The sequence below is a fragment of the Lachnospiraceae bacterium JLR.KK008 genome, from assembly GCA_037015955.1.
GTDB lineage: Bacteria > Bacillota > Clostridia > Lachnospirales > Lachnospiraceae > VSOB01.
In genome coordinates this window covers 1,803,384-1,824,986 of sequence record CP143548.1, presented here as the reverse complement: position 1 = coordinate 1,824,986, position 21,603 = coordinate 1,803,384, and the positions used below count along the sequence as shown (strand labels likewise).

The 21,603-nt window shown below is 49.6% G+C and carries 23 protein-coding genes and 1 pseudogene; 21 read left to right on the top strand and 3 right to left on the bottom strand.

The window, feature by feature from the left end; genetic code table 11:
- The 10 genes and pseudogenes from V1224_09240 (at window position 1) to V1224_09195 (ending at window position 8,452) form a co-directional block, all read left to right on the top strand.
- Window positions 1-396, top strand: coding sequence for a DUF6075 family protein (locus tag V1224_09240; protein WWR14689.1), 396 nt, complete (start codon window positions 1-3; stop codon window positions 394-396).
- Window positions 397-452: 56 nt separating this feature from the next.
- Window positions 453-1,238 (top strand): ParA family protein, encoded by a 786-nt coding sequence (locus V1224_09235; GenBank protein ID WWR14688.1) that lies wholly within the window; start codon window positions 453-455, stop codon window positions 1,236-1,238.
- Window positions 1,235-2,242, top strand: a complete 1,008-nt coding sequence (locus V1224_09230; GenBank protein ID WWR14687.1) for a ParB/RepB/Spo0J family partition protein — start codon at window positions 1,235-1,237, stop codon at window positions 2,240-2,242. Before V1224_09235 ends, V1224_09230 begins: the two co-directional genes overlap by 4 nt.
- A 148-nt stretch (window positions 2,243-2,390) precedes the next feature.
- Entirely contained in the window at window positions 2,391-3,026 is a 636-nt protein-coding gene (locus tag V1224_09225) for a DUF4417 domain-containing protein (GenBank protein WWR14686.1), read from the top strand.
- A complete protein-coding gene (locus tag V1224_09220) occupies window positions 3,020-3,700 on the top strand; it encodes a hypothetical protein (protein ID WWR14685.1) in 681 nt (226 codons plus the stop codon). Before V1224_09225 ends, V1224_09220 begins: the two co-directional genes overlap by 7 nt.
- A gap of 12 nt (window positions 3,701-3,712) precedes the next feature.
- Window positions 3,713-3,883, top strand: a complete 171-nt coding sequence (locus tag V1224_09215) for a hypothetical protein (protein ID WWR14684.1) — start codon at window positions 3,713-3,715, stop codon at window positions 3,881-3,883.
- A 190-nt stretch (window positions 3,884-4,073) separates the two neighbouring features.
- A complete protein-coding gene (locus V1224_09210; GenBank protein ID WWR14683.1) occupies window positions 4,074-5,678 on the top strand; it encodes a recombinase family protein in 1,605 nt (534 codons plus the stop codon).
- A gap of 35 nt (window positions 5,679-5,713) precedes the next feature.
- Window positions 5,714-6,430 (top strand): annotated as a pseudogene (locus V1224_09205) (S8 family serine peptidase).
- 72 nt (window positions 6,431-6,502) lie between these two features.
- Entirely contained in the window at window positions 6,503-7,195 is a 693-nt protein-coding gene (locus tag V1224_09200) for a GntR family transcriptional regulator (protein ID WWR14682.1), read from the top strand.
- 54 nt (window positions 7,196-7,249) lie between these two features.
- Window positions 7,250-8,452, top strand: coding sequence for an NADP-dependent isocitrate dehydrogenase (locus V1224_09195; GenBank protein WWR14681.1), 1,203 nt, complete (start codon window positions 7,250-7,252; stop codon window positions 8,450-8,452).
- Window positions 8,453-8,527: 75 nt separating this feature from the next.
- On the opposite strand, the gene V1224_09190 is transcribed toward V1224_09195, so the two are convergent.
- Window positions 8,528-10,459 carry an ABC-F family ATP-binding cassette domain-containing protein gene (locus V1224_09190; protein ID WWR14680.1) on the bottom strand — a complete coding sequence of 644 codons (1,932 nt, stop codon included), beginning with the start codon at window positions 10,457-10,459 and terminating at the stop codon, window positions 8,528-8,530.
- A 146-nt stretch (window positions 10,460-10,605) separates the two neighbouring features.
- Between V1224_09190 and V1224_09185 the strand changes: the two genes are divergently transcribed.
- The 11 genes from V1224_09185 to V1224_09135 all read left to right on the top strand — a co-directional run bounded on the left by V1224_09185 (window position 10,606) and on the right by V1224_09135 (window position 19,871).
- Window positions 10,606-11,247, top strand: a complete 642-nt coding sequence (locus V1224_09185) for a redox-sensing transcriptional repressor Rex (GenBank protein WWR14679.1) — start codon at window positions 10,606-10,608, stop codon at window positions 11,245-11,247.
- 6 nt (window positions 11,248-11,253) lie between these two features.
- Entirely contained in the window at window positions 11,254-11,910 is a 657-nt protein-coding gene (locus tag V1224_09180) for a hypothetical protein (GenBank protein ID WWR14678.1), read from the top strand.
- A gap of 75 nt (window positions 11,911-11,985) precedes the next feature.
- Window positions 11,986-13,551: an NAD(P)H-hydrate dehydratase gene (locus V1224_09175; protein ID WWR14677.1), complete on the top strand. Its 1,566-nt coding sequence runs from the start codon at window positions 11,986-11,988 to the stop codon at window positions 13,549-13,551.
- Window positions 13,548-14,765, top strand: coding sequence for an alanine racemase (alr, locus tag V1224_09170; protein WWR14676.1), 1,218 nt, complete (start codon window positions 13,548-13,550; stop codon window positions 14,763-14,765). Before V1224_09175 ends, alr begins: the two co-directional genes overlap by 4 nt.
- A 37-nt stretch (window positions 14,766-14,802) precedes the next feature.
- Complete coding sequence (locus V1224_09165; protein WWR14675.1) at window positions 14,803-15,144, top strand: type II toxin-antitoxin system PemK/MazF family toxin; 342 nt, start codon at window positions 14,803-14,805, stop codon at window positions 15,142-15,144.
- Between the two features lie 12 nt (window positions 15,145-15,156).
- On the top strand, window positions 15,157-16,047 hold the full coding sequence (locus tag V1224_09160) for an MBL fold metallo-hydrolase (GenBank protein ID WWR14674.1): 891 nt from the start codon (window positions 15,157-15,159) through the stop codon (window positions 16,045-16,047).
- A gap of 49 nt (window positions 16,048-16,096) precedes the next feature.
- Window positions 16,097-17,035 (top strand): hemolysin family protein, encoded by a 939-nt coding sequence (locus V1224_09155; protein ID WWR14673.1) that lies wholly within the window; start codon window positions 16,097-16,099, stop codon window positions 17,033-17,035.
- A 31-nt stretch (window positions 17,036-17,066) separates the two neighbouring features.
- Window positions 17,067-17,795, top strand: a complete 729-nt coding sequence (locus V1224_09150) for a YebC/PmpR family DNA-binding transcriptional regulator (GenBank protein WWR14672.1) — start codon at window positions 17,067-17,069, stop codon at window positions 17,793-17,795.
- 35 nt (window positions 17,796-17,830) lie between these two features.
- Window positions 17,831-18,730, top strand: coding sequence for a CFI-box-CTERM domain-containing protein (locus V1224_09145; protein ID WWR14671.1), 900 nt, complete (start codon window positions 17,831-17,833; stop codon window positions 18,728-18,730).
- A gap of 22 nt (window positions 18,731-18,752) precedes the next feature.
- Window positions 18,753-18,917, top strand: coding sequence for a hypothetical protein (locus tag V1224_09140; GenBank protein ID WWR14670.1), 165 nt, complete (start codon window positions 18,753-18,755; stop codon window positions 18,915-18,917).
- 195 nt (window positions 18,918-19,112) lie between these two features.
- Window positions 19,113-19,871: an ATP-dependent Clp protease proteolytic subunit gene (locus V1224_09135; protein WWR14669.1), complete on the top strand. Its 759-nt coding sequence runs from the start codon at window positions 19,113-19,115 to the stop codon at window positions 19,869-19,871.
- Between the two features lie 72 nt (window positions 19,872-19,943).
- Here V1224_09135 and V1224_09130 read toward each other — a convergent pair whose 3' ends face one another.
- Window positions 19,944-20,756, bottom strand: a complete 813-nt coding sequence (locus V1224_09130) for an ABC transporter permease (protein ID WWR14668.1) — start codon at window positions 20,754-20,756, stop codon at window positions 19,944-19,946.
- Entirely contained in the window at window positions 20,746-21,516 is a 771-nt protein-coding gene (locus V1224_09125) for an ABC transporter ATP-binding protein (protein ID WWR14667.1), read from the bottom strand. Before V1224_09125 ends, V1224_09130 begins: the two co-directional genes overlap by 11 nt.
- Window positions 21,517-21,603: the final 87 nt, after the last annotated feature.

The window sequence follows — 21,603 nt, the reverse complement described above, 5'->3', positions numbered from 1 at the left end:
ATGGATATTATTTTCAGAGATGATGAGCATCAGGATTTTTTCTATACGGCGTTAGAACATTGCAGAAATAAGGATGTATACCATATGGCGTTACTGTATTGTCTTGGCGTCAGTGCAGATACAAGAAATCATGTCTGGGAGGTTTATGATTTTGAGGACGACTGTGTGAAAACTGAATGCCTGACAGAGGGATGGATCACCAGTGGTAGTGCAAAGATCATCCGACTGGCGTTGAATCTGTATTGCAACGGCACGCCGAGCGTATCTATTGAGGGAGACGATCCGGAGAGGCAGTTAAAAGAATGCAGAAGATATACGGTGGAAGAGCTGTTTTGTTGTAGTTATGCCAGGTACTTCTGGCAGGCGGTACAGATCCGGTTTCCGGAATATTGCTGATTCTGAAAGGGAGGAAGGGAAAAGATGTTTTTTAATAAATCCGGGAGGAGAAGCGAATGATGAGTGATACATGCAAAGTTATCGCGACGATAAACCAGAAAGGCGGCGTCGGTAAGACGACGACAACGCTGCATATGGGGATAGGGCTTGCGGATATGGGATACAGCGTGCTGTTGATCGATACGGACCCGCAGGGGAATCTGGCGAAATCACTGGGGTATGATCCGGACGACCTGGAAGTGACGATCGCTGACATCTATGGCAGGATCATCCGGGAAGAAGAGTTGCGTCCGGATGACGGTATTCTGTTCAGTGACGAGGGCGTACATATCATGCCGGCGAACCTCAATCTGTGTCCGATGGAGATGACGCTGATGTCCGCCATGAGCAGGGAACATATCCTGAAGAGTTATATTGACATACTGACAGACCGGTATGATTATATTCTGATCGACTGTCCGCCTTCTCTGGGGCTGCTTACGTTAAATGACCTGACTGCGGCCGATGAAGTCATTATCACGGTGGAGCCGGAGAATCTGTCCGCGGTGGGAATGCAGCAGCTCTTCCGGAGTATTGGCATGGTGCGGAAGAAACTGAACAAAGCACTGCAGATCAGGGGAATCTTATTTACGAAAGTGGATGCCAGGACAAAGGAGCACAGAAACATTATGAGGGAAGTAAAAGAGACGTATCAGCCCGCGATACGGGTATTTGATACCTGGATACCGAGAAATATCTGCATTGCGGAAGCGTCGGGAAAGGGAAAGAGCATTTATGCGCACCGCGGGAAATCTGCCGGCGCCTGCGCGTACAGAGACTTTACAAAGGAGGTACTGGCATGACGATGAAGCCGCTGGAAGAACTGTTTGGCATTTCGGATCAGGATTTGGATTCCGACCGGCCTTTCCGGATGCTTGATCTGGATCCGGCGGCAGTCAAAGACTTTCCGGGACATCCGTTTGCCGTGAAGATGGACGGGGATATGGCGGAGCTTGTAGAGAGTATCCGGCAACGGGGAGTCTTACATCCGGGCATCGCCAGGCCGGCGCCGGGAGGAGGATATGAAGCGATCGCCGGTCACAGGCGCAAGACGGCCTGTACGCTTGCCGGAGTTGCCACGATGCCGTTTATGGTGAGAGATTACAGCGATGACGAGGCCGTTCTCATTATGGTGGAATCCAATATCCAGCGGGAGCAGATCAGTATCAAAGAAAAGGCTTTTTCCTACCGGATGCACATGGAGGCGCAAAAACGTCTGCAAAAGATACGGCCAGAAGGAAATCCTGATCAGAAAATAGTGGAAGGCAGGGAGCGCATCGGAGGAACAGGAGATACGAAGCTCCGGCGTTCGGACGAGATACTGGCACAGAAGACCGGGGAGAGCAGGAACACGATACAGAGATACATCAGACTGACCTGGCTGATCCCGGAGCTGATGGATATGACAGACGCCGGACAACTGCCGGTGATCGCGGCGTCAGACCTGTCTTATCTGCGACATGGAGAACAGCGGAGACTCCTGCAGTATATGCAGGATCATCATATTACACCGAACGGCAGGCAGGCGCAGAATCTGAAGGAATACAGCAGGGCGGGCAGTGTGACGGAGGACGTCCTGGATATGGTATTGCAGACAGAGCAGGCAGCGCGGACACCGCAAAGGATCATATTAAAAAGAGACCTGCTTTCTCAATACTTTCCGGAGGATTACAAGGTGGAAGATATGGAGAGCGTCATCGTTTCCTTGTTGGAAAAATGGCGTCAGACAGCTGGGAAGAAGGATTCGCAGCAGATTCCGGGACAGACGGACCTTGCTACGCTGGAGGGCGGCAGGTATCTGCCATGATATAGGGAATATTGAGCATTTTGCTTGATATAAGTGCCACGGTAACTGTTACTATGTGTATCTGTGCATTGAATTGTAAGAAAGCCAAGGCATCCGGATTGTGGCACGTCCGGATGCGTGGGTCAAAAGATAAGGATTGAAAAAACAGATGATCTATCGAAAACAGAGAAACTATGAAAATATCAATCGTTGGAAGTTTCCGGGAACGGGACAGTACACGATTCCGGAGATATATCCGATCCAGTGCGATCCGTGCGAGTACATAGGATTTAATTATGCGCTTGGTTACAGACAGCCGGTGCAGAAAGGGGTGCACTTCTTTCTCGATGATTATCAGTTTAGCCGGATATGGGAGAATCCGGATAAATATATGCCTGTGCTGAAGAGATTCCGGTTTGTGATGTCTCCGGATTTCAGCCTGTACGCGGACTTTCCCAAAGCGCTGCAGATCTATAATCATTATCGGAAACACTGGCTGGGCGCCTATATGCAGCTCCATGGGATCAAAGTAGTGGCTACGATAGGCTGGAGCGACAGAGACAGCTACGAATGGTGCTTTGACGGGGAACCAGCGGGAAGCTGCGTCGCAGTATCGTCCGTTGGCTGTATAAAGAACAAAATCTGCCGGGCAAGGTTTGTGGAAGGGTATCAGGAGATGATAAAACGGCTGAAACCTACACAGATCATTTTCCACGGGTCCGTTCCGGAAGAATGCCAGGGAAACATTGTCAGGATCACCAAATTTCAGGACAAGTTCAGCAGGGCGGTGATGCCACAGTGGTGATACGATTGCAGTTTTTCGGCGGAAGAGGCGCGAGGTCAGGGCTGGGTGATTCCGGTGACTGGCTAAGCAGGGAGGGAGAAAAAAGCAGGGGGAAGCTGAATCCCATAGATATTCAAAGGTATCAGGGACATAGTCTGGAAGAAACAGAGGCGAGAATCCGGAAGCTGGCCCATGAGCAGTTATATGCGTTTGATCAGGATGGGAAGATTCTGGCGGCATACAGAGGAAACGCTACAAGCGTCTGTTTCCCGGCCAGTCTGTTACAGGTAAAAGGCATCACCGTGACGCACGGGCATCCGAAAGGGTATGCGGAGTTTGGAGGTACTTTTTCTTTTGCTGATATTGATAATATGTTAAAATCTGAATGGCAGGAGCACAGGGCAGCAGCATCCGGGCAGGGCGAAATGAATTACATCATGCGCAGGACCGCAAAGGCGGATCCGCCGGCGCTCCGGGAACGGATCAACAGAGATTATCCGGATCTGATCGACAGGGCAAAGGAGGCCTACAGGGAGGCATACGACAGGGAGTTGAAGCTGCATGGCGAGAAGCAGGCAAGACACGTTGCCCGGCAGAAACAGGTCGGCGTGTTGAATGCCTATTACAAAGAAATATTCCCCCAATATGGTTTTGAATATATTACGAGAAAGAAAGAGTACCGGTACAACAGGTAAAGGAGGAAAGGGATGGAAGAGAACAAAAAGAACGAAGCGGAAAAAGAGGAAGACGTCGTCTACACGGACGGGGATTTCCTGGACATCATGAAAGGGATCGAGCGGGAAGTGCTCGCGGAGATCGATCCGGCGGCGCTGCGCCGTTTCGATGAAGAAGACAGGAGCAGTTCCAAAGGCAGATAACAGTCCGCCGGAATCATAGAAACAGGCAGTCAGGCAATATATTGAAACAAAACCTGCAATCAGTTACAGGAGGAAAATTATGGGGAATATTACGGTACAGAATATATTTTGTCTGGGGGAAGAAGAACGGGAAGAGAAGATCGTGGCGATTCTCATCGAAGAGATCGGGAAAAGGCTTGGGTAGACAGGCGTGAGTATTGTTCAGTTACAGGTAGCCTTGTATCTGCGTTTGAGTAAGGAGGATGCCGACAAGATCCATGCAGGGGACGACAGTGCGAGTATTGTCAATCAGCGCCTGCTCCTGACCGATTATGCGTTGTCGCAGGGGTGGGCGATTGCCGATACGTATATTGATGACGATTATTCGGGTTTGTATGACGACCGGCCGGGCTTTGACCGTCTGATCCGGGACAGCCGGCTGGGCAAGTTTCAGATCGTGCTCTGCAAGTCACAGTCACGGTTTACGCGCAATATGGAACATCTGGAGAAATATCTGCATCATGATTTTCTATTGCTCGGCATCCGTTTTATCGGTCTGGTGGACGGCGTGGACACAAGCGTGGAAGGGAATAAAAAGACCAGACAGATCTATGGCCTGACAAATGAATGGTACTGTGAAGATCTTTCCAGAAATATCAAGTCGGTATTTCGCCAGAAGATGAAAGCCGGACAATTTCTCGGTTCGTTTGCGCCGTACGGGTATTTACGTGATCCGCAGGACGGCCATAAATTCATTGTTGACGAGTATGCGGCCGGCGTTGTCAATATGATCTTTGATCTTGCTCTCGAGGGGTATGGCTCAAAGGTAATCAGTCACATACTGGAAGACAAAGGGATCGACAACCCGACGGTATACAAAAAGAAACAGGGAAACTATGCGAACAAAAAGGCGGAAGAGTTCAGCGTCAAATACAACTTCTGGAGCACGACGACAATTAACAGGATTCTTGGGAATGACACTTATCTGGGAGTTTTGACACAGGGACGCTGGGAAAAAGTCAGCTACAAGGATAAAAAGGTCGTGGAGACGACAAAAGATAAATGGGTCGTCATCAAAGACCATCATGTGCCGATCGTTTCCCGGGATAAATTCGATAAAGTACAGAAGATGAAAGCGCGCCGCAGAAGGGCGACAGAGGGCGGGAAGGTACATAAACTGGCGGGCAAGCTGCGGTGTGCGGACTGCGGGTCAACACTGATTAAGTCCGGATATACGAACAGCAAGATGGAAGACTGGATCCTGCGGTGCCAGTTAGCCAATAAATCCCGAAAAAAATTCTGTACGACGCATCTGATTTATTACTCTGTCATTGAAAAGGTCGTACTCGACAATATCAGAGCGCTCGTCTCCGGCGTGCTGGAGAATCAGGGCAGAAAAGAGCAGTTGTCGCAGGTTTTGAATCGATTTATGGGAAGTCGTACGAAGATGGAAGAGCTGCGGAAGGAACAGGGCAGTTATCGTGATAGGAAAATTGCCCTGGAACGAAAACTTTCCTTATTATATGATGACAGAGTCAGCGGTATCGTGACGGATCAGCAGTTCCGGCAGTTAAAGACGGAGGTTGACAGAGAGTATGATAGCGTATCAAAGGCAATTACTGCCCTGGACGATAAACTGGCAGCCCTGGAGCAGGAACAGAAGGAAAAGAGAAGCATCGAGGAGCTGATTGATAAATATTGCAGTTTTGATGAGCTGACGCATGAGATGGCCGCGGACTTTATCGATTACATAGAAGTGGGCGAAAAGGATCCGGAAACGGGCAGACAGGAAATCAGGATACACTGGAACTTATAAATCTATTGTGTTAAGAACCAACGACTCATGTCTCCGGAATTTTAGCGGGAAACGGGAGCCTTTCCAGCGGAAAATACCGGGGGATTGCGCCGGAGTGTCGTCTCGTCGTAGGCAAGGTGCTCAACAGTAACGGTGACGGAACGATCGAGCATATGGTCCGGGGGATCGAGTGGGTCCTGCAAAAAAGAACGGACTGGAATATCCGGATTTTAAATATTTCTGTTGGTTTGGGACTGGAATTGCAGGGAGAGCAGAAAGAGACTCTGCTCTCATGTGTCAGAGAGGCGTGGGAACAGGGAATCGTGGTAGTCGTCGCAGCGGGGAATGCCGGGCCGATGCCGGGGACTCTCTCACCGATTGGAAGCATACGCAAAGTGATCACTGTGGGATGCAATGAAGGAGGATACTTCGGAGAGCGGAATTCCCTCTGTGAACATTATTCCGGGAGAGAGGCGGAGGGGGCGCAAATCAGAAAACCGGATGTGGTAGCGCCAGGGACAGATATTATAGCCTGCAACAGCCGCCTGAAGCGCACGCTGCGAGGATGGCACAACGCTTATGTGATGAAAAGCGGCACGTCGATGTCGACTCCTATCGTGTCGGGAGCGGCGGCGCTGCTTCTGCAGAAGAATCCGGAGACCGGAAACGGGGAGGTAAAGAGAAGAATCACTTACGCCGCTACGGATCTGCGGGAACCATGGTACCAACAAGGCTGGGGTATGCTTAATATAGAAAGAATGTTGTATTTTTGATATTGACACATCTCGTATGGTTGTATACAATAATACGAGATGTGTCAATAAGAAACAGGCAGGGCAATAGAAGTGGAAAATTATGATGTAAAAAAAGAAGTCTCGGACAAGTATTCTCTGCGGGGACGGGTATTCCATAAAATCCGGGAAGATATTCTGAACGGAAGATATAAAGGAAAAGAAGAGCTGAAGGAGGTCGCCATCGGGGAAGAGATGGGTGTGAGCAGGACGCCGGTGCGGGAGGCGTTCCGGCAGCTTGAACTGGAAGGACTGATTCAGATCGTGCCCAATAAGGGCGCTTATGTGACTGGCATTACGGCGAAGGATGTGAAAGATATTTATATGATCCGTTCCCTGCTGGAGGGACTTTGTGCCAGATGGGCTACGGAGCATATCTCCAGGGAACAGATGGAGGAGATGGAGGAAAATATTTTCCTTTCGGAGTTTCATGCGTCCAAAGGGCACAGGGAGCAGATGGCGGAGCTCGACAACCGTTTTCACGAGATCATGTATGAGGCTTGCAGCAGTAAGATGCTCGAACATGCACTGAAAGACTATCATCAGTATGTGCTGCGGGTGCGGAAAAAGACATTGTCGACACAGACGAGGAGCACAGCTTCCAATGCGGAACACCGGAAGATTATGGAGGCGATCAAGGCAGGCGATGGCGATATGGCAGAGCAGCTTGCCAACAGGCATATGGTCAATGCCTATGAGAATATTGTAAAGAACGGTTTTATGGCCTATTATGAAGAGGAAAAGTAGTACGTACCGACGCAGCGATACAATAAATTCGATCATGAGAAAGGAAAGTGTGCAATGGAAAAAATTCAGATGAAAACACCGCTCGTGGAGATGGACGGAGATGAGATGACAAGAATTCTGTGGAAGATGATCAAAGACAATCTTCTACTTCCTTACATAGATCTGAAGACAGAGTATTATGATCTGGGCCTCGAATACAGAAATGAGACTGACGATCAGGTGACAATGGACAGTGCGCTTGCAGCTAAAAAGTATGGAGTAGCGGTCAAGTGTGCGACAATCACACCGAATGCGGCCCGGGTGGAAGAATATCATCTGAAAGAGATGTGGAAGAGTCCTAACGGTACGATCCGGGCCGCTTTGGACGGGACGGTGTTCCGGGCGCCGATCATTGTAAAGGGGATTGAGCCCTGTGTGCGGAACTGGGAGAAACCAATCACGCTGGCGAGACATGCCTATGGAGATGTCTATAAAAATGCGGAGATCAAAGTGGACGGACCGGGTAAGGCGGAGCTTGTGTTCACTGCCGGGGATGGCACGGAGACGCGCAGGCTGATCCATACGTTTTCCGGGCCTGGGGTATTGCAGGGAATGCACAATACTGAGCAGTCGATCCGCAGCTTTGCAAGGTCATGTTTTAATTATGCGCTTGACATCAGGCAGGATTTGTGGTTTGCCACGAAAGATACGATTTCCAAACAATATGACCATACGTTTAAAGATATTTTTCAGGAAGTGTTTGAAAGCGAGTATCAGAAGGCGTTTGATGAGGCGGGGATTACGTATTTCTATACCTTGATTGACGATGCCGTCGCCAGAGTGATGAAGGCGAAGGGCGGTTTTATCTGGGCGTGCAAGAATTATGACGGCGATGTAATGAGCGACATGGTGTCCTCTGCCTTTGGGTCTCTGGCGATGATGACAAGCGTCCTCGTATCACCGGATGGTGTCTATGAATATGAGGCTGCGCACGGAACGGTGCAGAGACATTATTATAAACATCTGGCAGGGGAGGAGACATCGACCAATTCGGTGGCTACGATCTTTGCCTGGACAGGCGCATTGCGCAAGCGGGGAGAGCTGGACGGAATCGAAGCATTGTGTGCATTTGCCGACAGGCTGGAACAGGCGACTATCCGGACAATCGAAAGTGGACGGATGACGAAGGACTTGGCGTTGATCACATCTCTGCAAGACGTCACTGTATTAAACAGCGAGCAGTTTATCAAAGAGATTGCCAGAGCGATGGAATCATAGTAGCGTTTTTTTCACCAAAGGTGCCCTTGTCCACTGAGGGTATCATATGATAACGAAAATGGAGGGGTAGAAGTTCTACTCCTCCATTTCTTCTCCCAGAGACTCCCAGCGGGTATATAAGGTTTCCAATTCCTGCAGATTACGCTCTTTCTCTGACGTCAGCTCGGTCAGTTTTGACACATCGGTGCAGTTTTCCGGCATGGCCATCAGTGTGTCGAGTTCTTCATTGCGCGCTTCCAATGTCTCGATAGCCTGTTCTGTTTTTTTCATATCGTTTTCTAGCTTCCGTTTTCTGGCTTGCTGGAGCCTTTGATTTTTCCAGTCGGTTTTGGATTCCGTATCCGTCCTGACAGCAGTGGTGGCAGGGGCGGGGGAGAGTGTGTTTGCGGCTGACAATGCAGACTCTGTCTTTTTTTCCAGATAATAGTCATAATTACCGAGATAGTTAGTGAGTGCAGTACCTGACAGCTCCAGGATACGATGCGCTGTCCGGTTAATAAAATATCTGTCATGTGATACATAGAGGACAGTACCCTGATAACTGTTCAGGGCATCCTCGAGTATTTCCTTCGACATAATATCCAGATGGTTGGTAGGCTCGTCCAGGATCAGGAAGTTGGCCTCGGAAAGCATCAGTTTTGCGAGTGAGACACGCCCCTTTTCACCTCCCGAGAGTTCTCGGACGAGTTTAAATACTTCTTCTCCGGTAAAGAGAAAGGCAGCCAGTGTATTGCGGATCTCCGTATTGGAGAGGGCAGGGTAGGCGTCCGAAATCTCTTCAAACAATGTCTTTTCCGGGTGGAGCACATGGTACTCCTGATCATAGTAGCCGATCTGGACATTGGTGCCGGTGCGGATCTTTCCGGCGTCGGCAGAGATCAGATCATTGATGATCTTGAGGATCGTTGTCTTGCCGGTGCCGTTGCTGCCGATAATTGCGACGTGCTCGCCGCGTTTGATTGAAAAGTCCAGTTCTTCAAACAGTGTGACACCGTCGAACGACTTTTTCAGGGCAGTTACGGACAAAACGTCATTCCCGCTTAATATCCGGGGTGTGAGACATAATTTCATGTCTGTTCTGGATTCCGTGGGTTTTTCGAGCACCTCTATCTTTTGCAGCATTTTTTCTCGGCTCTCGGCGCGGCGGATCGACTTTTCACGGTTAAAGGAGCGGAGCTTTTCAATCACCTGTTCCTGATGGCGGATCTCCCGCTGTTGATTTTGCCAGGCATTCCATCTGGCAAGGCGAAGCTGTTCTTTTTTCGCGGCATAGTCCGTATAGTTGCCGGAAAATACCGTCGTTTCCGACTGGTCGATCTCAATGATCTTTGTCGCCACCCGGTCAAGAAAATAACGGTCATGGGAGACGATCAATACGGCGCCTTTATAATTGAGCAGGTAGGTTTCCAGCCAGGAGATCGCAGCCATGTCCAGATGATTGGTAGGTTCGTCCAGTAAGATCAGGTCCGGTTTCAGAAGCAGCAGCTTTCCGAGTGCCACGCGGGTTTTCTGGCCGCCGGAAAGAGTCGTGATCTTTTTCGTGAAATCGCCTTCCGGGAATCCCAGCCCTTTGAGGATGCCGGTCACCTCACTTTTATAGGCATAACCGTTTTCCATTTCGAACTGATGCGTCAGTGAAGCGTAAGTTTCCATCAAAGTCTCAAGTTCATTGCCGGAAAGCTGTTTCATCCGCAGTTCTGTCTCACGGATGTTCTGTTCCAGTTCGATCAGATGCTGTTTGACAGACAACAGTTCGTCATAGATTGTATTTTCGCTTTCGAATACAACAAGCTGGGGCAGGTATCCCATTGTCTTCCCCCTGGAAAGGGCGACGATCCCGTCGTCAGCGGGCAGTTCACCCGTGATCACGCGAAAGAGTGTGGTTTTGCCTGCACCGTTGACACCGATTACGGCGGCTTTCTCGTATTCTTCTATATGAAAGGAGCAGCGGTTTAAAACAAGTGTTTCTCCGAATTGTTTTTTTATATTTTGACAAGATAACAGCATAACAGATCCTCCGATAATCTATTACATTCTAATGGAAAAGCGACGGAAATACAAGTCTGTTATTGTCTGTCGTGTTATTGACAGGAATTTAACATTCTTATATAATAAAAATAATAGGTGCGATACGGCGATTGAGGGCATGCAGAATGGAAGAAAGAGAAATTTCACAGGCGGTCATCGGAAGGCTGCCGAGGTATTTCCGTTATTTAAGAGAGCTTAAAGATGAAGGGGTGGAGCGTATCTCTTCCCAGGATTTAAGCAGACGGATGCAGGTGACGGCTTCTCAGATCAGACAGGATTTTAATAATTTTGGCGGTTTCGGACAGCAGGGCTATGGATATAATGTAGAGCATTTATACGAGGAGATTGGCAGGATTCTGGGGATTGACAAGCAGCACCATCTGATCATCATCGGGGCGGGCAATCTTGGTCAGGCACTTGCCAATTATATGGGGTTTGAAAAGCGCGGTTTTATTATACAGGGGATCTTCGACATCAATCCGGAATTGTTCGGCAGGAAAGTCAGAGATCTTGTTGTGGAACCGATGGAGATGGTGGAGAAGCGGATCCGCGAAAATGAGATTGATATTGCCGTGCTGACGATTTCCAAGGACAGTGCCATTGAGGTGGCGGACCGGCTGATTGGTTATGGGATCAGGGGGATCTGGAATTTTGCCCATGTAGATCTGCGGGTGCCGGAAGGCGTACAGGTAGAAAACGTACATCTGTCGGACAGTCTGATGAAGTTGTCATATATGATCAGTTGTTATGAGGACCAAAAAGGGTAGAGGGGTATGCTGGGACGGCGGAAGAAAAACGGGAATGGAGAAAAAGTCAGGGACATTCTGGGCGACAGAAAGGTGCCGGTTCTGATATTGGACAATAAGTGGTATAAATTGTTCAGTCAGACAGGCAGTACGCCGGAGATTGAGTCTCTGACGAGACAGTTGAACGAGCTGTTGAAGCGTCAGGGGAAAGTCAACAGCGAGATGAATGATATTCATCTGATCAAAAAAAAGCTCATGAATGATATTGTGGAATCTATGGATACACTGGATACGCTGCCGGATACGGAGTTTAAGATGGGAGAGGACAGGCGGCTGATCGAAGAATGCAACGCGAAGCTGAAGTCTTATCGTGAGGAGAGCCAGACGCTGCCGGACCGGATCGAGGAGATCAATAAAAAACTGACGATCGCCACAATGGAGCTGTGTTATCAAAAACTGCGGAAGAATACCGAAGAACTCAATGAGATCGGCAGCTGGATTGATAAGACGAGAGTTGAGCTGAAAAAGAAGATTATCAGAAAGCAGGAGGCCGAACAGGTGAATCAGTATCTGTATTCTTATATGCACGATATTTTCGGAGCGGAAATCATTGAGATTTTTGACAAAGAGTACAATGCGAGAGCGGAAAAGGCGGATAAAGATAAGAAAAAAGGTAGAAAATAAGGTTTCTGATATTCGAATTGAACTATAAAAGAGTCCGCGGGCGGGCTCTTTTTTCAACAGGGAAATGAGGAAGATATGTACGAACTGGTAACTGCGGCACAGATGAAACAATATGATGCGGATACGATCCATGCGATAGGGATTCCTGCGATGGTGCTGATGGAGCGGGCGGCGGCAGCGACCGCGGAAGAGATCAGAAAACGGTTTCCCGCCAGATCAGAGCGGACAGGGGCAGGCAAAAGACAGGTGCTCGTTGTGGCAGGCTGTGGCAATAACGGCGGAGATGGTTTTGCGGCCGGACGTATCCTGCAGGAATACGGCTATCCGGTCTCTTATGTGCTGATCGGAGACAGGGAGAAGTGCAGCCGGGAGACAAAGGTGCAGATTTCCATTCTGGAACGCCTTGGTGTCACGATCGGGAACGGACTGACCGGACAGGAGGAGCAGAGGGAAGATGCGAGAGCCGCAACAGGGAGCTATGAGATTGTCATCGACGCACTGTTTGGGATCGGGTTATCGCGGGAAGTGACCGGTCGCTTCCAGGAAGCCATTGCGTTTATTAATAAGACAGGAGCCTATGTGGTCTCAGCCGATATTCCTTCCGGCATTCATGCGGATACCGGCAAAGTCATGGGGATGGCCGTCCGCGCGGATCTGACGGTAACCTATGGCTATCGGAAGCTGGGGCTGTTTCTTTATCCGGGTGCGGAATATGCGGGAACGGTGCTTTGTAAAAAGATTGGTATTTCCCGCAGGGAAGGGCTGGAGGCACCGGAGGCGTATGCATATGAGCCGTCCGATCTGCGCAGACTTCCTGTGAGACGGAAAGACGGAAATAAAGGAAGTTTTGGCAAAGTACTTGTCATTGCGGGAAGCGCCGGTATGTACGGCGCCTGTCAGTTTGCCGCTCTCGGCGCTTACCGCGCCGGCGCCGGGCTTGTGCGTGTGATTACGGCAAAGGAGAACCGGGAGCTGCTGCTCTCGGCTGTGCCGGAAGCGCTTATTGACACGTATGGGGTAACATTTCCGCAGGAGGCACTGGAATCTGCTCTTTCCTGGGCGGATTGTGTCGTGATCGGACCGGGCCTTGGCACCGATATGCAGGCCTGCCGTCTCATGGAATATGTATGGAAGCACTGCCGTCTGCCTCTGATCGTGGATGCGGACGGGCTGAATATTCTCTCGGAACATGACAATTGGATAGACAGGGCGGCAGAACCGGGCAGAGAAGTCTGGCTGACGCCGCATATGGGAGAACTTTCACGGCTGACGAAAAAAAGCATAAAATGTTGTAAGGAAGAGATGCTCTCTACGGTAAGGGAATATGCGGCAGCGCATCAGCTGGTCGTAGTCGGTAAAGATGCGAGAACTGTCGTTGGAGGCCCAACAGGAGAACTTTATATCAATACATCGGGAAATGACGGTATGGCGACCGGCGGCAGCGGTGATGTGCTGGCAGGCCTGTTGGCGGGTCTGGTCGCACAGGGAATGCGCGGTATGGATGCTGCGTGTATGGCGGTCTATGTGCATGGCCTTGCCGGAGATGGCGCGGCTGCGAGACAGTCGGCCTATTGCATGATGGCGGGGGATTTGTTACGGGAGCTTCCCCGGGTATTTACAAAGGGAGGAAATGTCAGATGAACATCGAAGAGCGGCTCAGGAGTTACGAGAGAGTGTATGCAGAGGTGGATCTGGATGCCATACGGTGCAATATGGACCGTATGAAAGCGAATATTGCACTGCAGACAAGGATGATTGCGGTGATCAAGGCGGATGGATACGGGCATGGCAGCGTTCCCATTGCACGGGAACTGGAACCGCTTCCGTATCTGTTCGGGTTTGCCACAGCCACCTTTGAGGAGGCGCAGATTCTGAGGAAAAGCGGTGTGAAAAAGCCGATTTTGGTTTTGGGATATACATTTCCGTACTGTTATGGGGAGCTGATCAGACAGGAGATCCGCACTGCATTATTTCGAATGGACGCGGCGGTACGACTGTCAGAGGAAGCCGTTTCCACAGGCAGGGAAGCGCTTGTGCATATCAAAGTGGACACAGGTATGTCCAGGATTGGGATCCGGCCTGACGATGAGGGCCTGCGTTTTGTGCGGGAGGTCAGCGGACTTCCAGGTATCCGGATTGAAGGCATTTTCACGCATTTTGCCAAGGCAGACTGGGCCGACCAGAGTGAGGCGGTGAGACAATGCCGGATATTCGGCGCCTTTACAGAGCGGATTGAGCGGGAGCTGGCGCTGCACATTCCACTCCGGCACTGTTCCAACAGCGCGGGCATTATCCGGATTCCGGAGGCCAATATGGACCTTGTGAGGGCGGGAATCACGATGTACGGGCTGTGGCCGTCGGAGGAGGTTGAGCGTGATATTGTGTCGCTGACGCCGGCGCTGTCTCTGAAGAGTCATATCGTTTATGTGAAAGATATGGAAGAGGGGATGGAGATCAGTTATGGAGGCACTTTCAGAGCCGGTAAAGGCATGAAAATAGCGACGATTCCGGTCGGTTATGCGGATGGGTATCCGCGGTCGCTCTCGAACAAAGGCTGTGTGCTGATTCGTGGACAGAGAGCGCGGATTGCAGGCAGAGTCTGTATGGATCAGATGATGGTCGACGTCACGGAAATTCCGCAGGCAAAAGAAGGAGATGTGGTGACACTGCTGGGAACAGACGGCGGGGAGACGATCAGTGCGGAAGAGCTGGGAGATCTCTCCGGACGTTTTAACTATGAGCTTGTATGTGACATCAGCAAACGGGTACCGAGAGTTTACCGAAAAGGTCCGCTGATCACAGCAGTAAAAGATTATTACGATGATTTTGAATACCTTCCGGAAAAAAGGCAATAATATTCCTAAATTGTAGTGAAGGAAGTGTTACGTATCAATGAGACGTGGAGATGTATATTACGCGGATCTAAGACCTGTGATCGGTTCGGAGCAGGGAGGCATCCGGCCTGTTCTGATCATTCAGAACGATGTGGGGAATAAGCACAGTCCTACTGTGATCTGTGCGGCAATTACGTCAAAGATGAATAAAGCAAAGCTGCCGACTCATATAGAACTGGATTCGCACAGATACGAGATGGTCAAGGACTCGGTTGTGCTGCTCGAGCAGCTTCGTACGATCGATAAAAAACGTCTGAAGGATAAAGTATGTCATCTTGACCAGGACATGATGGAAAAAGTGAACAAAGGGCTTTTGATCAGTCTTGAGCTGGATACATAACAGGGAGAAAATATGTCTGGTAATATCAGAAAAAGAAAGCTGCAGGTGCGCTTCGCTGTGTGCCTGTTATTTCTTTGCCTGTGTGGGACTGTATCGTCCTGCGGGGGCGGAGGCAGTGAGACGAAGGCGCCTGCCTGCGCTGACTGTCCGCCGGTCAGCGGGGAAAAGGCGTCCGCCAGTAACGATGACAGGCTGGATGTCTGGTTTTTTGCCTGCTCGGATGATGCGGACAGTATACTGCTGCAAACCGGTGGCAGTCATATTATGATTGATACCGGGACAAAAGAGGATGCCGCTATGCTCATGGAAAAGCTGAGGGCGCTGCAGGTGGAGGAGATCGATTTGCTCATTCTGACGCATCCTGACAAAGATCATATCGGTGGCGCGGCGCTTCTTCTGGATACATTTCCGGTGGGAGAAGTCGTGCAGACTTCATTCGAGAAAGGCTCCGAATTACAGCAAACGCTGAATGGAAAACTGGAAGAGGAGACCGTAACCGTGCCGGAGGACAACCGGGTATGGACATTCGGAAAACTGGAGGTGACGGTCTATCCGCCGCAGGAAGTTTATGAAGATTCCAACAACTGTTCGCTTGCGACTCTGGCAGTGTATGAGAACCGGACTTTCTTTTTTGCAGGCGATGCCAGGAAGAAACGGATCGGAGAACTGCTCGCGGAGGAGTTGCCGCGGGTTGATGTGTACAAAGCGGCTCATCATGGAAGGGACAATGGTAAAAGCGATGATCTGGTCGAAAGACTGCATCCTGCCTATGCCGTGATTACGGCCGAAGAGGCACAGGAGAAGACGCAGCAGGCACTGCGGGAGGCTGGGACACAGATCATCAGCACATATCAAAAAGACGTTCATTTCACAGTTGCTGAGGGAATTCTTGACGTGGAATAGAGAAAATGCTATATTCATAGATAAGACTTTTGCAGAAGGGGATGAAGAAATGGACGATGATGGGCCTACGGCCGCGACGATCGGTTCTACCAAAAAACTTATGAAAAGGATTTCCAGAGTGTTTCGCAGCCGCACGGACTCGGATGTGACAGAAAAAGAAATCATATCCATGGTCAATGAAGGACATGAACAGGGCGTTCTTCAGGCGAGCGAAGCGGAGATGATCACCAATATCTTTGAGTTTGGAGATAAGGAAGCTCAGGATATTATGACACACCGGAAAAATATCATCGCGATAGACGGTAATATGACATTACAGGAGGCGCTCACCTTTATTATCGGCGAAAATAAGAGCCGGTATCCGGTTTATGACGGAGACATCGATCATATCATTGGTATCCTGCATTTTAAAGACGCGGTCCGCGCAAGGGAAGGCAGCAAAGGTGCGTCGGCGGCGGAGAAGAAAGTAAAAAGTATCAAGGGTCTGGTACGGGAAGCGAGATTTATTCCGGAAACGAGAAACATCGATGTGCTGTTCCACAATATGCGGACGATGAAGATACAGATGGTGATCGTTATCGACGAGTATGGACAGACGGCCGGGCTGATCGCCATGGAGGATATACTGGAAGAGATCGTGGGCAATATCATGGATGAATACGATGAAGAGGAAGCACATATCAAAGAGAAGAGCGAAAACGAATATGTGATTGAAGGTCTGACTCCGCTCGAGGAGCTGGAAGAACGATTCGGCATCTCTTTCGGGGAGCAGACATTTGAGACATTGAACGGATTTCTGATCTCGCGGATGGATAAAATACCGGATGACGGCGAAGAGTATGAGACAGACGTGGACGCTTATCATTTTAAAGTGCTCTCCGTCAAAAATAAAATGATCGAGACGGTGCTTGTGACAAAGGCCGGAGGACAGTCGCCGGACAGTACGGACAAGGACTCTGGCGTGGATGGATGTGAAAACGAATCATAGCTGAATCAGTATGGCAAAAGAGGAGAAAACGATGTCAGGACATTCAAAATTTGCGAACATTAAACATAAGAAAGAGAAAAATGACGCTGCAAAGGGAAAGATCTTTACGATCATCGGCAGAGAAATCGCGGTAGCCGTCAAAGAGGGCGGACCAGATGTCAGCAACAATTATAAGCTTGCCGCAGTTGTAGCCAAAGCCAAAGCCAACAATATGCCGAATGACACGATTGAGAGAGGTATCAAGAAGGCGGCCGGGGACGCGGGCAATGTCAACTATGAGTATGTTACATATGAGGGTTATGGACCGAGCGGGATTGCCATTATCGTCGATGCGCTCACCGACAATAAGAACCGCACGGCAGCCAACGTGAGAAGCGCTTTTACCAAAGGTCATGGAAACATTGGCACACAGGGATGCGTTTCGTTTATGTTCGATAAAAAAGGACAGATCATTATCGACAAAGAAGAATATGATGCAGACGCAGATGATCTGATGATGACAGCGCTCGATGCGGGGGCGGAAGACTTTTCCGAGGAAGAGGACAGCTACGAGATCATTACCGGTCCCGACGATTTTGAAGGGGTGAGGAAGGCGCTGGAGGAGGCGGGGATTGTCATGGCTTCCGCAGAAGTGACGATGATCCCGCAAACTTATGTGGAACTGAAAGAGGAAGCGGATATTAAAAATTTACAGAGAACGCTCGACTTGCTCGATGATGATGATGACGTGCAGGCAGTATATACGAACTGGGATGAATAAAAAAGAGTCGTGCAGGCCGCTTGGAGGGCAGTGAGATGAAATACAGAGAGGGCAGATGCCCGAAGTGTAACGAAGTAATGCAAATACCGGAGGACAGAGACAAGATCATCTGTATGTTTTGCGGTCAGGAATTTTCTGTGAGGGAAAGCGCGGACGCGGCGATGGCATCGTATGAACATGTGCTGGAAGACTTCAGGGGAAGGGTCGATTCCCTGTTTGCCGATGCGGACCGGACTGTAAAGGGATTTCAGAGAACTGTGTATGCGGAGCGATTTGAAAGTTATCTTGCGGAGCAGAGAGATAATCTGACACTGATGCGCAGTATGATAGATGTTGCCGTTGACAGGAGACGGGCAGCGCAGGAGATCGCGCAGGTCGTCGTGGACAGTGCAGCCAGGGCGATGGAGTCCATGAAAGGCAAAATCGGCAGAGAAGCCACACAGATGAACCGGAATATGTATATGGTGACTTTTCTACTTCCCGCTCTTCTGTATCAGGAAAAAGAAAAATATACGGACTTGGCGGATGCGATCTGTGAGAAGTGGTCGCAGACATTTAAAAACAGCAATATTCATGCTGCGGATTATGACACGCTGATCAGCGGTTTTAAGCGCAAACTCTGTTATATCACGACGGCGGTATGCGAAGGGCTCAACAAACCGTCCGACTGTTATGAATTGAATCTCCTGAAGGCGTATCGGGACAACTATCTGACTGCATTGCCGGGTGGGGAGGCGATGATTGCACAGTATTATGATATGGCGCCAACGATTATCAAGCGCGTCAATAAGAGAAAAGATCACGAAGATGTCTACCGATATTTGTACGAGACTTATATCAAACCATGCGTGCAGTTGATCGAACAACAGAGAAACGAAGAGTGCCGGGAAAAGTATGAGGAAATGGTAGAGATGCTGCGGGCGGAATATCTGTGACCGGACAGACGGAGGATAAAAAATGGAGGAACAGAAAAAAACAACGAATTATATCAAAAATCCCCTGCCGCTTCCAAGAAAGCATGTCAAACCGCCGCTCGACTATGATTTTGAGCTGCACCCGGAGGAGATGGAGTTTGACCTGGTGGATTTAAAAGAAGGAGAAGATGATTTCGATCTGCCATGAATGATTGTCAGAAATTAAGCAGATACTAGAGAGAGCAAGTTTGCTCTCTTTTTTTATCGTATCGGAAATTCCTAATATGATAACAATCAAAATGCGCAGCTCGCGGAGCGGAAACTGCTGCTGAGGCAGTCTGCGCGTGTGACGAATCGCGTGTATGCGATTCTTTTCTATTCATTCACAGAGAAGGAGTCTTATATGTCGAAAAGTAAAAACAATCATAAAAATAATACCGGGAAAAACAGCGCGGAAAGTACGGAAAAAGAAAAAATAGAATCAAAGGAGAACGCGGACGCGAAAGAGAAGCGGGAACAGGAGAAACACCGGGATGAGCGGATCGAAGAGACCGGACAGACGACGATCGGCAATATTCATCTGATTACGATCATCGGCGAGGTGGAAGGACATGACAATCTGGGCAACAATGCCAAGACGACCAAATATGAACATATTCTGCCCCAGCTGGCGGCGATCGAGGACAGCAGGGAAATTCAGGGGCTGCTCGTGCTGCTAAACACGATGGGTGGAGATGTGGAGGCGGGGCTGGCCATAGCGGAGATGATTGGTTCCCTGAGCAAACCAACGGTATCGTTAGTGCTCGGTGGCAGTCATTCGATCGGGGTGCCGATTGCCACGAGCACGGACTATTCTTTTATCGTGCCTACGGGAACGATGGTCATCCATCCAGTGCGGATGAACGGCATGGTGATCGGCGCGCCGCAGACATTTGACTATTTTAAACAGATGCAGGACCGGATCACCGGTTTTGTGTGCAGTCATTGTAAGGTGACGAGAGCGCGCATGGAAGAGATGATGATGGCAACCGGAATTCTCACAAAAGACGTGGGAACGATTCTTGTGGGAGAGGAAGCCGTGAAAGAAGGACTGATTAACGAGGTCGGCGGGATCAAAGAAGCGATGAGTAAATTATATGCTCTGATGGGAGAATCGAGATAAGAGAGATGAAAAAAGAATCCTGGACACAGGATTCTTTTTTGAAATGCTCCTTATGACAGCAATACCGGCGTTTTACATACGTTTCTTGTACCAGTGTTCTGCGTATTGGATCAGTTGGTACAGACCCATGGCGATCACACAGAGAATGATAATACTTGTGATCACGAGGTGAAGCTGAAATACCTGACTGCCGTAAATGATGAGATAGCCAAGTCCCTTGCGGGCAGCGAGAAATTCTCCGATGATGACGCCGACAAGCGCCAGACCGATGTTCACTTTCATCGTGCTCAATATGACGGGCACGGAGGAGGGCAGTACAACTTTCAGGAACATATCTTTTTTTGTTCCTCCGAGTGTGCGGATCAGCGTGATCTTTTCTTCATTGACCTGATGAAAGCCGGTGTAGAGGCTGATGATGCAGCCGAACAGGGCGACGGAAGTGCCGGCGACGATGATTGTATCCATGCCGGTACCGAGCCAGACGATAAAGAGCGGCGCCAGTGCGGATTTGGGAAGGCTGTTTAAGATGACGAGGTAAGGTTCTGCGATCTCTGACAGACTTTTGGAATACCACAACAAAGTGGCAGAGAGCAGGCCGATCAGGATTACGAGAAAAAAGCTGGCGAGTGTTTCAAACAGGGTGATGCCAACATGCTGGAAAATCGAATAATCTGCTACCATGGACAGAAAACAGGAGAGTACCTGTCTGGGACTGCTGAAAAAGAAACTGTCGATGACCCCGAGATCCGCACACAATTCCCAGACGCCCAAAAACAGCAGCAGCAAAACGAGGCGCAGGATGGCAACACAGTGATGATGATCTCTGTGCTGCTTCATGTAAAGTTCCTGGGCGGAAAGGACATTGTTTTTGTTTTTAGCTTTCATGGGACAGCTCCTTCCATAGAAGATTGAAGTAATGATGAAATTCGGGAGCGCTTCTGGCGGAGAGCGGCGTATCGTCTGTTTTTGTCAGATGGATTTCCACTTCTTTTCTGACGGTCGCAGGACGGGCTGACATAATGATGATGCGGTCTGCCAGACTGATGGCTTCCGAAAGATCATGTGTGATCAGGATAGCAGTCTTTCCCGTCGTGCGGATGATATGGCCGATGTCTCCGGAGACGGACAGTCTTGTCTGGTAATCCAGGGCGCTGAACGGTTCATCCAGAAGCAGAATATCCGGGTTGAGAACAAGGGTGCGGATCAGCGCCGCCCGCTGACGCATACCGCCGGATAATTCGCTCGGATGTTTGTCTCTGAATCTGTAAAGTTCATAATCGGTCAGGAGCTTTTCCGCGTAAGCGATATTTTCCGGTGTCTCCTGATGTGTGATCTCCAGACCGAGCATGACATTGCGGAAGATCGTTCTCCATTCCAGAAGATGGTCGTGCTGGAGCATATAGCCTGTTTTCGGATAATTCAGGGAACCGTCGGGATTCTGAAAGACGATGGTACCGCCCTCAGGGGTGAGCAGTCTGGCGATGATCGACAAAAGCGTGGACTTACCGCAGCCGCTGGGGCCGACGATCGCGAGGAACTCTCCCTGCTTTACATCAAAAGAAATATTAAAAAGAGCGGGTATCTCTCCGGTCAGGCTATGATAGGAATAAGTAATGTTGTGTAGCTGTAATATGGAAGAACTCATAGCATCACTCCAAGAATTTATATCTTATAGTATGAGATTTTTGCAGATTGTTGCGGAATGAGGAAACCGATGAGGGCGTCTCTGTTT